The 13,143-nt window shown below is 71.9% G+C and carries 11 protein-coding genes; 8 read left to right on the top strand and 3 right to left on the bottom strand.

Translation table 11 applies throughout. The features are described from left to right. Nucleotides 1-29: 29 nt before the first annotated feature. Both VFW24_11765 and VFW24_11760 read left to right on the top strand, forming a co-directional pair. On the top strand, nt 30-167 hold the full coding sequence (locus VFW24_11765; protein HEX5267441.1) for a hypothetical protein: 138 nt from the start codon (nt 30-32) through the stop codon (nt 165-167). Between the two features lie 79 nt (nt 168-246). Continuing rightward, nucleotides 247-1,542 (top strand): MFS transporter, encoded by a 1,296-nt coding sequence (locus VFW24_11760; protein HEX5267440.1) that lies wholly within the window; start codon nt 247-249, stop codon nt 1,540-1,542. A 6-nt stretch (nt 1,543-1,548) separates the two neighbouring features. On the opposite strand, the gene VFW24_11755 is transcribed toward VFW24_11760, so the two are convergent. Continuing rightward, nucleotides 1,549-3,150, bottom strand: a complete 1,602-nt coding sequence (locus VFW24_11755) for an ABC-F family ATP-binding cassette domain-containing protein (GenBank protein HEX5267439.1) — start codon at nt 3,148-3,150, stop codon at nt 1,549-1,551. A gap of 35 nt (nt 3,151-3,185) precedes the next feature. Here VFW24_11755 and VFW24_11750 point away from each other — a divergent pair, with 35 nt between their 5' ends. Next, entirely contained in the window at nt 3,186-3,851 is a 666-nt protein-coding gene (locus VFW24_11750) for a nitroreductase family protein (GenBank protein ID HEX5267438.1), read from the top strand. 10 nt (nt 3,852-3,861) lie between these two features. Here the strand turns inward: VFW24_11750 and VFW24_11745 are convergent, their stop codons facing one another. Then, a complete protein-coding gene (locus tag VFW24_11745; protein ID HEX5267437.1) occupies nt 3,862-4,476 on the bottom strand; it encodes a hypothetical protein in 615 nt (204 codons plus the stop codon). A 124-nt stretch (nt 4,477-4,600) separates the two neighbouring features. Here VFW24_11745 and VFW24_11740 point away from each other — a divergent pair, with 124 nt between their 5' ends. The 4 genes from VFW24_11740 (at nt 4,601) to VFW24_11725 (ending at nt 11,665) form a co-directional block, all read left to right on the top strand. Continuing rightward, nucleotides 4,601-5,599: a hypothetical protein gene (locus tag VFW24_11740; GenBank protein ID HEX5267436.1), complete on the top strand. Its 999-nt coding sequence runs from the start codon at nt 4,601-4,603 to the stop codon at nt 5,597-5,599. A 176-nt stretch (nt 5,600-5,775) separates the two neighbouring features. Continuing rightward, complete coding sequence (locus tag VFW24_11735) at nt 5,776-7,494, top strand: S8 family serine peptidase (protein HEX5267435.1); 1,719 nt, start codon at nt 5,776-5,778, stop codon at nt 7,492-7,494. Continuing rightward, nucleotides 7,491-10,007 (top strand): EAL domain-containing protein, encoded by a 2,517-nt coding sequence (locus VFW24_11730; GenBank protein ID HEX5267434.1) that lies wholly within the window; start codon nt 7,491-7,493, stop codon nt 10,005-10,007. The genes VFW24_11735 and VFW24_11730 overlap by 4 nt, the downstream gene beginning before the upstream one ends. 305 nt (nt 10,008-10,312) lie before the next feature. After that, nucleotides 10,313-11,665 carry a S53 family peptidase gene (locus tag VFW24_11725; protein HEX5267433.1) on the top strand — a complete coding sequence of 451 codons (1,353 nt, stop codon included), beginning with the start codon at nt 10,313-10,315 and terminating at the stop codon, nt 11,663-11,665. A gap of 15 nt (nt 11,666-11,680) precedes the next feature. Here VFW24_11725 and VFW24_11720 read toward each other — a convergent pair whose 3' ends face one another. Next, nucleotides 11,681-12,109 (bottom strand): PaaI family thioesterase, encoded by a 429-nt coding sequence (locus VFW24_11720; protein HEX5267432.1) that lies wholly within the window; start codon nt 12,107-12,109, stop codon nt 11,681-11,683. A 16-nt stretch (nt 12,110-12,125) separates the two neighbouring features. Between VFW24_11720 and VFW24_11715 the strand changes: the two genes are divergently transcribed. Further along, on the top strand, nt 12,126-13,143 hold a 1,018-nt coding region (locus tag VFW24_11715; GenBank protein HEX5267431.1), incomplete at its 3' end, for a zinc-binding dehydrogenase.

The raw sequence follows: 13,143 nt of genomic DNA, 5'->3' as shown, positions 1-13,143 counted from the left end.
GCAGCGGGAGGATATACCTAGCCTAAGTAATGAACTCGCCTGCTGCCCCGAGCGCCGCCACCTCCGCCGACACCGTCGGCCGGCTGCGCCTGGCCGTCCTCCGCCTGGGCCGGCGGCTGCGCCAGAACGCCGGCGCCGGCGGGACGCCTGGCTGGCGGCGCGGATGAGCGCCCTCACTCCGGAGGAGGTCGCCGCCCTCGAGGCCGCCCTGCCCGTGCTCGAGGCCCTGCTCGGGAGCCCGGAGAGGTGAGACGCCCCGGCGCCTTCCGGCGCACCTTCGACGCCCTGTCCGTGCGCAACTACCGGCTGTACTTCTGGGGCCAGATCGTGTCGGTCTCGGGCACGTGGATGCAGTCGCTGGCCCAGGCCTGGCTGGTCCTCAAGCTGACCAACAGCGCGGTGGAGGTCGGCACCCTGCCCGCCATCCAGTTCCTGCCCATGCTGCTGGCCGGCCCGTGGGGCGGGCTGGTGGCCGACCGCATGGACAAGCGGCGCACGCTGGTGGGCACCCAGCTGGCTTCGGGGGTGCTGGCGCTGACCCTCGGGCTGCTGACGCAGACGGGCGCGGTGCGGGTGTGGATGATCTTCGTCCTGGCGGCCGGCCTCGGCTGCGTGAACGCCATCGACAACCCGACGCGCCAGACGTTCGTCATGGAGATGGTCGGGCCCGACCGGCTCACCAACGCGGTGACGCTGAACAGCGTCGTCATGAACGCGGCCCGGATCACCGGGCCGGCCATCGCCGGCGTGCTGATCTACACCGTCGGCATCGCCACCTGCTTCCTCGTCAACGCCGCCTCCTACCTGGCCGTGCTGGCGGCCCTGATGATGATGAGGAGAGACGAGCTTCTCCCGGGGGAGCGGCTGGCCCGGCGGAAGGGCCAGGTCATGGCCGGGCTGCGCTACGTCCGGGCCACCCCGGCGTTGCGCACGCCCCTGCTGATGGTCCTGGTGATCGGGACCCTGGCCTACAACTTCACCGTGACCCTGGCCCTCCTGGCCCGGTTCACCTTCCACAGTGGCGCCGGCGGCTACAGCGCCATGAGCTCGGTGTTCGGGGCCGGGGCGGTGATCGGCGGGCTGGTGGCGGCGTCGAGGAGCAGGCCGACCGGCCGGCGCCTGGGAATGGTGGCGCTGGCGTTCGGGTCGCTGCTCGTGCTGTGCGCGCTGATGCCCGACCTGCCTGCCGAGCTGGCTGCCCTGGCGGTGATGGGGGCGTTCAGCATCACGTTCATCGCCACCGCCAACACGACCCTGCAGCTGACCGCGCCCCCGGACATGCGGGGCCGGGTGATGGCGCTGTACGCCGTCGCCTTCCTCGGCAGCACTCCGATCGGGTCCCCGATCGTGGGCTGGGTCTCCGCGGCATTCGGGCCGCGCGTGGGCATCGGCCTCGGCGGGGTGGCCACGGTCGTGACGGCGCTGGTCGCCCTGCCGTCGCTCACCGGGACCCGGCGCCGGCTGCTGCGCCGGCGCGGGCGCGACCGGGTCGGCATCGTGGCGCCCGTGCCCTCGCCCGAGGACGCCGTCGCCGCCCTGTAGGCGCGGCTAGGCCAGCGACACCAGCTCGAGGAGCTCGTCGTTCCAGTAGTCGACGGTCCCGTCGGGCATGCTCAGGACCCGGTCGGGTCCGAGCTCGGTGACGAAGGTGGGGTCGTGGCTGACCACGACCATGGTCCCGGGCCACGACGCCAGGGCCCGCCCGATCGCCTCCCGTGACGGGGGATCGAGGTTGTTCGTGGGCTCGTCGAGGAGCAGCAGGTTGTGCCGGCCGGCCACCAGCTGGGTCAGCGCCAGCTTTGTCTTCTCCCCGCCGGAGAGGGTGCCGGCGTCCTGGAACGCCATCTCGCCGGGCAGGCCGAACATGCCCAGTAGCGAGCGCTGCTCCATCTCGGTGAGGGGGTGGCCGGGCGCGACCTGCTGGCGCACGTGGTCGAGGACGGTGGTGCCGGCGTGGATGCCCTCGTGCTCCTGGGCGTAGTAACCGAGCGACACCGCCGGACCGAGGTCGACCTGGCCGGAGTCGGGCTCGGACTCACCGGCCAGCACGCGCAGCAGCGAGGTCTTGCCCGCCCCGTTGAGCCCCATGATCAACAGACGCCCGCCGCGCTCCACGGCAAAGTCGATCTCCTCGAACACCACCGGCCCGCCGTAGGACTTCGTCAGCCCCGACACCTCGATCACGACACGCGGGGCGCGCGGCGGGACGGGCAGGCGGATGTGGTGGCGGCGCTCCCGCTTGGGACCGGTCACTGCCGCGTCGCGCAGGCGGTCGACGCGGTGATCGAGCGACTTGGCCTGGCGGGCCCGCTTGGCGGTGGAGTGGCGCATCGAGTCGGCCAGGCTGGACAGCCGGTGGATCTCGGCCGCCTGGTGGGCCGCCGTCCGGGACAGCCGCGCCTCGTCGGCGGTGCGCGCCTGGCGGTACTGGCTGTAGGTGCCCTTGTAATCGACGAGACGGGCGTCGTCGAGGTGCAGGACGCGCGTGATGGCCTCGTCGAGCAGCGCCAGGTCGTGGCTGACCACCAGGAGGGCACCGCGGTAGCTGCGCAGGAACGACATCAGCCAGCCCTTGGCGTCGGTGTCCAAATGGTTGGTGGGCTCGTCGAGGAGAAGAAGGTCGCTCCCGGCGAACAGGATCCGCCCCAGCTCCACCCGCCGGCGCTCCCCACCCGACAGCACGGGCAGGGGAAGGTCGAGGCGGTCCCGGCCGAGGCCCAGCCCGGCGCATATGCGGCGCACCTCGGACTCGGCCGCGTAGCCCCCGTCGAGGTTGAAGCGCTCCTCGGCGCGCGAGAAGCGGGCCACGTTCTCGGCGGAGGGCGTCTCCTCGACCCGCGTCCGCAACTTCTCGAGGCGGCGCTGGTCGGCGTCGAGGCCACGGCCGGACAGGACATGGGACAGGGCGGTGGCATCCACCCCGGAGCCGCGGGGGCGGGGGTCCTGGGGCAGGAAGCCCAGCGCCCCCTGGCGCAGCACCCGCCCGGCGGCGGGCGGGTCATCCCCGGCCAGGACGCGCAGGAGGCTGGTCTTCCCGGCGCCGTTGCGCCCGACCAGGCCGACCTTGTCCCCGGCGCGCACCGTGAAGCCGGCGTCCTCCAGGGTGAGAACGCCACCGACCTCCACGCTCAGGTCGCGGGCCTCGAGCACGTCGCGAGCGTGGCACGGCGCAGTAGGTTCCGCCCGTGACTTCCCAGACCGCCGCCGGGTCGCCGTTCGAGCTGGCCCAGACCGACCTCCTGCTGTCCACGACCCGGGCGGTGCGCAAGCGCCTCGACCTCGACCGCCCCGTCGGGCGCGAGGTGCTGCTCGAGTGCATCCGCCTGTCCCAGCAGGCGCCGACCCCGTCGAACTCGCAGACCTGGCGCTGGCTGATCGTCACCGACGCCGCCAAGCGCAAGGTCCTGGCCGACATCTACCGCCAGGTCGGGATGGGATACCTGAAGGCGGCGGCCGGCAACATCACCGACGGGGATATCCAGACCCACCATGTGTACGAGTCGGCGCTGTGGCTGGCCGAGAACCTCGAGCGGGTGCCGGTGCACGTGATCCCGTGCCTCCAGGGCCGGCTGCCCGAAGGGGCGCCGTCGATGATGTGGTGCTCGATGCTCGGGGGCATCTTCCCGGCGGTGTGGAGCTTCCAGCTGGCCCTGCGCTCCCGCGGCCTCGGCTCGGTGCTCACCACCCTGCACCTCGGGGGGGAGAAGGAAGCGGCCGAGATGCTCGGCGTCCCCGACGACGTGATGCAGGTGGCCCTGCTACCCGTGGCCTACACCAAGGGAACCGAGTTCAAGGTCGCGGCGCGCCCGGCCGTCGAGGGCATCGTGCACTGGGACAGCTGGAGCGCCTGAGCGCTCCCGGTCAGGCGACCGGCGCCGCCTGGCTGGTGACGATCCGGCGCAGCTCGGTGACGGCCTCGCAGATGGCGTCGACCTTGGAGTCCAGAGCCGCCAGCTGCCTGGCCGTGGCCCGGTCGGCCTTGTCGGCACCCTTGGCGCCCTTGGCGGAGCCGTTGCCGTTCACGGCGGCGGCGGCCCTCAGCTGCTCGTAGCAGCTGCGCAGCAGCCGGGCGCTGTCGCGCTCCTCGGCGATGTAGCGCCCCAGCATCTCCCCGGTGCGGATGTCGATGGAGTGGTCCTTGAAGAACCCGTCGAAGATGTCCGGTTGGTCCCCACTGTCCAGCTTCTGCAGCCCGAGGGCCTCCATCTTCTCCAGGTCCGAGCAGGCGGAGCGCACGATGTCGAGGGCCTTCTCGAAGTTCGGGTCGTCCTTGGGGCGCAGCTCGTAGCCGAGCTCGTTGATCCGCTTGGCAAAGCTCATCCCGTGCTCACCCTCCCGGGCGGCCACGGTCAGGAGCACCCGGCGCACGTCTGAGCTCGGCGTCACCGCGGCCCACTCGGTCAGGTAGCAGTGGGCCCGGGACTCCGCCAGCGAGACGGCATTGAGGAGCCCCAGATAGCTGGGCTTGTCGGACACGATCCCTCCCCCGGGCCCGGGACGCTCGCCAGGGCCGAAGGGGGCGAGGCTAGTCCTGGCAGGAGATGGGGAAAGCCTCGACCATGGCGACTGGCCCCACCCCCCGGGCGAAGCCACCCCTCCCATGAGGCCCCTCGCCGCCGCCCTCGCCGTCCTCGCCGCCGCCGCCAACGCCTCCGCCTCGGTCCTGGAGCGGAGGGTGAACCGGGACCAGCCCGACCGGGCGGCCATGCGCTGGGAGCTGGTGGCCCGGCTCGTCCGCCAGCCCCTCTGGCTGGCGGCCATGGGGACGACCGCGGCCAGCTTCCTGCTCCAGGCCGCCGCCCTCGGCGTCGGGCAGCTGTCGATGGTCCAGCCCATCCTGGTCCTCGAGCTGCCGATGACCCTCCTGATCGCGGCCCGGGCCTTCGGCAACGACCTGGGCCGGCGCGAGTGGTCGGCGGTCGGGGCGATGACGGCCGGACTGGGCGCCCTCACCCTGGCGGCGTCGCCCACCGGGGGCAGCCCGGCCGGGATCGACGCCATCGGGTGGGCCCTCGGGATCGGGGCCGCGGCCGGGGCGATGGCCCTGCTGGTGGCGGCGGGCAGCCGGATCCGGCCGGAGGCCGGAGGTCGGCATGGCCGGCCGGAGGCCGGAGGTCGGCATGGCCGGCCGGCGGCCGGAGGTGGGCATGACCAGCCGGAGGCAGGCGAGAGGCACGGCTCGGCCGGGGCCCGGGCCACCGCCTATGCCCTGGCGGCCGGGATCGGCTTCGGGGTGACCGCCGCCCTGATGAAGGCCATGGACCACGCCCTGTCCGGCGGCATCACCGGGGCCCTCACGGCCTGGCAGACCTGGGTCATGGTGGCCTTCGGGGCGGGTTCGATGTTCCTCGTCCAGAACGCCTTCCAGGCCGGGAGGCTGGTGGCGGCCCAGCCCGCCCTAACCCTCTCCGACCCGCTGGTCGGCATCGTGTGGGGAATGGCCCTCTACCACGAGCACGTCCGGACCGGCGCCTGGCTCGTGCTGGAGGTGGCCGGGGCCGCCGCCATCGGGTGGGGGGCGGTGCGCCTGGCCGGCTCCCCGGCCGCCTCCCGGCGGGAGGACCGGGACCAGGAGGGGCCAAAAGTCCTAGCCGCCTAACCTCCTTCCGGGACCTTGACCACTCTACGTGGTGACCCGCACACTGGCCGCACTGCCCGCACATGGACGGCGGGCGCCAAGCGGAGGTGCGTTATGGACGCGACTAGGCCACTCAGGACGAGAGACCGGCGGGGCATCAACTGGCTGGTCGGGGGTCCCGAGGGCGGTCGCGGCAAGTGAACCGCCTCACCCGCAGGGCGGCCCGGCTCACCGCCGGCGCAGCCGCCGTCACCCTTCTCACCGCCGGCGCCGCCCAGGCCGCCGGCGCCCGGCCCGCTTTCGCCCACGCAACGGGCGTGGGCGCAGGGTCGGCAAACTCCAGTGCCCACCTCCTGAGCCTCCCGGCGGACTACGACGCCGACGCCGACGGCTACTCGATGTACAACGTCACCCTCGGCAGCGGGGCCCAGGCGTACTGGAAGGCCGGATACACCGGCCAGGGCGTCGGCGTGGCCCTCATCGACTCCGGCGTCTCGCCGGTCGACGGCCTTAACTCCGGCAACGTGGTCTACGGGCCCGACCTGTCGATCGAGTCGCAGGCCTCCAACCTCACCAACGTCGACTCGTTCGGCCACGGCACCCACATGGCGGGCATCATCGCCGGCCGGGACGCCACGGCCACCTCGCCCTACGTGGGTGACAAGACCGACTTCGTCGGCATGGCGCCCGGCGCCCACATCGTGTCGGTGAAGGTGGCCGACGCCTACGGGGACACCGACGTCACCCAGCTGATCGCCGCCATCGACTGGGTCCTGGCCCACAAGGACGACCCCGGCATGAACATCCGGGTCATCAACCTGTCGGTCGGAATCGACCCGTCGCAGTCGTACCTCGTCGACCCCCTCGCCTACGCCGTCGAGCAGGCGTGGGCCCACGGGATCGTGGTGGTGGTGGCGGCCGGCAACGACGGCACGGGCAAGACGGGCAAGAAGGACCGCGGCAGCGGCCTACAGGACCCCGCCTACGACCCGATGGTCCTGGCGGTGGGCGCAGCCGACACCAACGGGACGGCCACGACGGTGAAGGACGACACGGTGTCGGTCTTCTCCTCGACCCAGGGCGTGGGCAAGGACGCGGACCGCAAGCCCGACCTGGTGGCCCCGGGCGAGCACATCGCCAGCCTCCGGGACCCCGGCTCGTGGATCGACCAGGGCTTCGCCTCGACCGGGGCGGTCGACGACCGACTGATGCGGGGCTCCGGGACGTCCCAGGCCGCGGCGGTGGTGTCCGGCGCCGCGGCGCTGATCATCTCCCAGCACCCCGACGCCACCCCCGACCAGGTCAAGAACGCCCTGATGCACGCCACCGACCACCTGGACAAGGCCGACCCCGGCTCCCAGGGCAACGGTGAGATCGACCTGACAAAGGCCGTGAACAAGAAGGTCGACAACTGGAACCAGCCCCGGTCGCGGGCCAACGGGACCGGTTCGCTCCAGGCCGACCGCCCCGACGGCGGGCTGGTCGACTCCAGCGGTTCGCAGCTCTCGGGTGAGCTCGACATCTTCGGCAACCCGGTGAGCACCTCCGCCCTGGCCCAGGCCGAGGCGGCGGGCACCGGCTGGGCCACCCTCGCCTTCAGCGCCGGCACCGACGACAGCTCCGCCACGAGCGGCAGCGGGGCCGGGGCAGGCGGGACCGACGCCGGGGCCGCAGGGGTCAGCTCGGCCGGCGTCAGCGCCGGCGATACCAGCACCTCGCCCGACGCCACGTCCGGGCACACTTGGTCGGGCCACACCTGGTCGAGCGGCGACTGGGCCGGCCACACCTGGTCGAGCGACGACTGGTCGGGGCACACGTGGTCGGGCCACACCTGGTCGGGGCACACGTGGTCGGGCCACACCTGGTCGGCGTCCTCCTGGGCCGACGAGTTCTGGTCCTCGGTGGTCTGGCAGTGAGGCGGGCGGCGGGGCGGGCCGCTGGCGTCTCCCCCGTATGGCTGCTGAACCTGTTCCTGTCCGGAGTGGCGGCCGCCGGCTACGTGCTCGGCGTCCGCCATCTCCACGCCTTCGGCGGCCAGTCCCTGCACCTCGCCTGGCCGATCCTGGCGGTGGCGTTCTGCGTGGTCGAGATCCAGGTGATCCACCTGCGCTTCCGCGCCGAGGCCCACTCGATCTCGGTGAACGAGCTCCCACTGGTGCTCGGCCTGATCTTCGCCACGCCGACCGGGCTCATCCTGGCCCAGGTGGTGGGGGCGGCGATGGCCCTGGTCTTCCACCGGCGCCAGGCCCCGGTGAAGCTGGCGTTCAACCTGTCCAACCTGGCGCTGCAGACGGTGCTGGCGCTGGTCGTGTTCCACGCCCTGGTCGACGGACATGATCCGACCGGCGCCGTGGGATGGGGCGTCGCCCTTCTCGCCGCCGTGACGTGCGCCGCAGTGGCCCTGGCCAACATCGTCGGCGCCATCGTTCTGTCCCAGGCCCGGGTGCAGGTGCGCCAGGCGGCGGAGACCTTCGCCCTCGGGCTGGCGGCCACGTTCACCACGACCAACCTCGGGGTGATCGCCGCTTCGCTGCTGGCGACCAAGCTGTACCTGGTGGCCCCGCTGGTCGTGCTGACCGCGGTCCTGGTCGTGGCCTACCAGGCCTACGCCGGAGAGCGGGCCCGCCGGGACAGCCTCGAGTTCCTCTTCCGCGCCTCGCAGGTGACCCAGAGCTCGCGCGACCTCGACGAGATCTTCGTCGAGCTGCTCGAGCACGCCCGGGCCATGTTCCATGCCGACGTGGCGGAGATCGTGATGTTTGCCGGGGACGAGGGCCAGCGGCTGGTGCGGACCACCGTCGGTCTCACGCCCGAGCCCGAGGTGATGGTCTCCACCGAGTCCCCGCTGACCCGCATGGCGATCGAGGCGGCGGCGGAGTCCCCCGGCGTGATCCTCGACGCCCGCAGTGGGGTCGAGGGTCTGAGCGGCAACGCCATGGTGGCCCGGCTGGCCGGCGAGGAGCGCCCCCTCGGCGCCCTGGTGGCCTCCAATCCCAAGGGCGTGGTGAGCCCGTTCAACCGCGACCACCTGCGGCTGTTCCAGACCCTCGCCAACCACGTGACCCTTACCCTCGAGAACGGGGACCTGGAGCGCTCGATCACCCAGCTGCGGGAGCTGGAGCGCCAGCTCAGCTACAAGGCCTTCCACGATCCTCTGACCACGCTGGCCAACCGTGCCCTGTTCCGCACCCGGCTCCAGGAGTCCATCGACCGGGGCACTCCCGGCCTGGCGGTGCTGTTCATCGACCTCGACGACTTCAAGACGGTGAACGACACCCTCGGCCACGCCGCCGGGGACAGGCTGCTGACCGTCGTCGGGGAGCGGATCGGCCAGTGCGCCCGGGTCCAGGACCTGGCGGCCCGGCTGGGAGGCGACGAGTTCGCCATCCTCCTCGAGGGCGTCGGCAACGAGGAGGCGGCCCGGGTGGCCATTCGCGTGCTGTCGGCCGTCCGGGCCCCCATCGAGATCGAGGACCGGTCCGTGTCCATCCAGACCAGCGTCGGGGTGGCGGTCATCGACCACCACAGCGCCGATGCGGACGAGTTCATGCGCAACGCCGACATCGCCATGTACACGGCCAAGCGCAACGGCAAGGGCTGCTACGAGTTCTTCCAGCCGGAGATGAGCGCCGCCGTCATGCTGCGCCACCAGCTGAAGCAGGACCTCAAGCGGGCCGCCGACCACGACGAGTTCGAGAACCACTACCAGACCATGGTCGACCTGCGGACCCGGGAGGTCGTGGCCGTCGAGGCCCTCGTGCGCTGGAACCACCCCTGGGCCGGCCTGGTCACGCCGGAGGAGTTCATCCCGCTGGCCGAGGAGACCGGCGCCATCGTCGGCCTCGGCCGCCACGTGCTCGTCAACGCCTGCCGGGACGCGGCGGCGTGGCGCTATTTCAATCCCGCGCTGTGCGTCAGCGTCAACCTCTCGGCCCGCCAGTTGGAGGACGACGATCTCCTCGACGACGTCCGCCACGCCCTGACCGAGGCCGGCCTCCCCCCGGAGGCCCTGATCCTCGAGATCACCGAGACCATGGCCATGGGCAACCTCGAGGAGGTGATCGGGCGGCTCAAGGAGCTGAAGGCGCTCGGCGTGCAGATCGCCATGGACGACTTCGGCACCGGCTACTCGTCGCTGGCCCAGATCCGCCGGCTCCCGATCGACATGGTCAAGATCCCCAAGCCGTTCATGGACCAGATGACGGAGAACTCCGAGGGCCTCGACATGGTCCACGCCATCACCCGACTCAGCCAGACCCTCGGCCTCGGCGTGGTGGCGGAGGGGATCGAGGAGGAGCACCAGTACCTGCAGCTGCAGGACCTCCCGTGCATGGTCGGCCAGGGCTTCTTCTTCAGCCGCCCCGTGCCGGCCCACTTCATGACCCAGCTGCTGGCCGCCGACGCCGGCCGCCACCGCGTGCCCGCCTGAGATCCCCGCGGGTGGGTGACCCGAGGGACCGAGTGGTCACTCGGTCTCTCGGTCCCCGGATAGCCCGGAATGACCATTCACCCGCTTACCGGGATGCGTCATTCGCAGAATCTACCTAGACACTGAGAGTTCTTACCATCACTGTAAGTGGTAATTCCCAACAACGAGTCAATGACGACTCATCATCTGGAGGAATCGTGGACGGAACCACGGGATCGAGGGCCGGGGCGGCGCCAGGACGCAGCCGGAACCGGGCAGGTCGGGGGAGGAGGGCGACGCTTGCCACCGCGGGCTCGCTCGCGCTGGTGCTCGTGACCGCCGGCCAACTCCAGGGGGTGGCGTCGGCCGCCACCAAGCCGAAGCCGGTCCCGCCCGCCCATCCGGGCCCGACCACGACCGCGGCCCAGCCGACGGTTGCTGGCGCCCAGCCGACGACTCTGACGACGCTGAAGACGCAGCCGACGACCCTCACGACCCGGCCGGCCCCCAAGCCCCACGGCCCCGGTGCCATCGAGGTCGACCCCCCCGGGCACAGCGGGGACGCCCACCATCCCTTGAGCCTCCGGGTGCTCGGCTACGACGTCAACGGGGCGCCGATGGTGACCTCCTCGACCCCGAGCGGCTACACGCCGGCCACCATCAAGAAGTACCTCGGCCTGACGGGGACCGGCAGCAGCCAGACCATCGCCATCGTCGACGCCTACAACGATCCGACCATCTCCACCGACCTGGCCGCCTTCGACAAGCAGTTCGGCCTGTCGTCGCCGACCTCGTTCAAGAGGGTCAGCCAGACGGGCAGCACCAGCAGTCTCCCCGCGACCGACGCCGGTTGGTCCCTCGAGATCTCGCTGGACGTCGAGTGGGCGCACGCCGTGGCCCCGTCGGCCGGGATCCTGCTGGTCGAGGCGAGCTCGAGCAGCCTCACCAACCTCGACACGGCCATCGACTACGCCGCCAAGCAGTCCGGAGTGGTGGTCATCAGCAACAGCTGGGGAACGTCGGGCGAAGTCTCGGGAGAGACCACCTTGGACTCCCACTGCAAGCTCACCAAAGCGGTGTGCGTGTTCTCCACGGGTGACGCCGGCTATCCCGGCGGTTATCCGGCCTACAGCCCCTACGTCGTGGCGGTGGGGGGCACGACCCTCAACCTCTCGACCGGCTCGACCGGGCTGGTCAGCGTCGCCTCCGAGGCGGCATGGAGCGGCTCCGGCGGTGGCGTGAGCATCTACGAGGCCAAGCCCGCCTACCAGGCCAAGGTGATCGCCACCGGGCGGGCGATCCCGGACGTGAGCTACGACGCCGATCCGTCCACCGGCTTCGCCGTCTACGACTCCACCGCCTACAACGGGATGAGCGGCTGGTTCCAGATGGGCGGCACCAGCGCCGGGGCCCCCCAGTGGTCGGCGATCATCGCCGCCGCCGACCAGCTGCGGAAGTCCAAGAGCAAGGCCCCGCTGGCGGCGTGGAACTCGACCAAGTCGACCTACCAGACCGGCCTGGACCTGTACGGGCTCACCTCCGGCCTGGCGGATGTCACGACCGGGGCGGCCAACGGTGCCTGCGGCTCCATCTGCAGCCCCACCGTCGGTTATGACACCGTCACCGGGCTGGGCAGCCCCCGTCCCGGGATTGACTCCGCCCTCACCAGCGCCACCTAGCCACCTGGCGGCCGCTCACACGATGCGGTAGGTCTGGATGGCGTGGGCCACGACGGCGCCGGCGGCGTCGGTGGCGGTGATCTCGGTGAAGGTCAGCTCCCGCCCCCGCCGGACGGCGCGGGCGTGGGAAACCAGATCCGATCGCTTGCACGCCCCGACGTACTGGATCGACATGGAGACGGTCGACGCCCGGGCGCCCTTGTCGAAGTCGTGGTTGGACCAGGCCGCCGCCGCCCCGGCGGTGTCGATCACGGCCGCGATCACGCCCCCGTGGTAGTAGGTGTTGTCGTTGGTCAGATCCTCCCGGAACGGCAGTCGGATCCGGACGTCGTCAGGCTCATAGCGCTCGAACACGAGCCCCAGGCTCGCCAGGTACGGGGTCCTGGTCATGATCTCCGGGACCGCCCGGCGGCGGGCCCGCTGCTCGTCCTCGCTCAATGCCATCGAGCATTATTGACCGGTGAGTGGAGCGACCGTCGGCCGGACGCTGGTGCTGGAAGAGCCGCGCCGGCTGGTGCCGCGCACCATCCCCCTGCCGCAGATAGGGGAGGACGACGGCCTCCTGCGCATCGAGGCGTGTGGGCTGTGCGGCACGGACCACGAGCAGTACACCGGAACCCTGCCCGCCGGATACGCCTTCGTCCCCGGCCACGAGTCAGTGGGGACGATCGAGGCCGTCGGATCACGCGCCGCCGACCGGTGGGGCGTCCGAGAGGGGGACCGCGTGGCGGTCGAGGTCTTCCAGTCCTGCCGCACCTGCGCGGCGTGCGCCTCCGGGACGTACCGCCGGTGCGAGCGCCACGGTCCCCGCGACATGTACGGCTTCATCGCGGTCGAGAAGCCGCCCGGCCTGTGGGGCGGCTACGGCACCCACCAGTACCTGGCCCCCGACAGCATGGTGCTCCCGGTGCCCGCCGGACTCGACCCGGTGGTGGCGACCCTGTTCAATCCCGTGGGTGCGGGAATCCGGTGGGCGGTGACCCTTCCCGGGACCCGAACGGGTGACGTCGTGGCCGTGCTCGGCCCGGGGGTGCGCGGGCTGTCGGCCTGCGCCGCGGCCAAGGACGCGGGCGCCGCCTTCGTGATGGTCACCGGAGTCGGTCCCCACGACGACGAACGGCTGAACCTGGCGGCCGCCTTCGGCGCCGATCTGGCCGTCGATGTCGCGACGACCGACCCGGCGGCGGCACTCCGGGCCGCGACCGGAGGCGGCGCCGACGTCGTCGTGGACGTCACCGCCAAGGCGCCCGGGGCCCTGGGTCAGGCGGTGGCCGTGGTCCGCACCGGCGGGACCGTCGTCCTGGCCGGCACCCGCGGGTCGGCCGACACCCCCGGCTTCTGGCCCGATCTCATCGTCTACAAGGAGCTCCGCATCCTGGGCGCCCTCGGCGTCGACGCCCCCGCCTACCGGGCCGCCCTCGACCTGATCGCAGGCGGCCGGTATCCCTTTGCCGACCTGCCCCGGCGCTGCGCGTCAC

This window comes from Acidimicrobiales bacterium (assembly GCA_036273495.1).
GTDB lineage: Bacteria > Actinomycetota > Acidimicrobiia > Acidimicrobiales > JAJPHE01 > DASSEU01.
Note: the sequence above shows the minus strand (reverse complement) of the source record. Positions and strands in the feature narration are given on the sequence as shown.

Excerpts from the sequence above, each read along its gene's own strand:
- VFW24_11740 (HEX5267436.1), top strand. The coding sequence starts at position 4,601 with ATGAGGCCCCTCGCCGCCGCCCTCGCCGTCCTCGCCGCCGCCGCCAAC.
- VFW24_11720 (HEX5267432.1), bottom strand. The coding sequence starts at position 12,109 with ATGGCATTGAGCGAGGACGAGCAGCGGGCCCGCCGCCGGGCGGTCCCG.
- VFW24_11765 (HEX5267441.1), top strand. The coding sequence starts at position 30 with ATGAACTCGCCTGCTGCCCCGAGCGCCGCCACCTCCGCCGACACCGTC.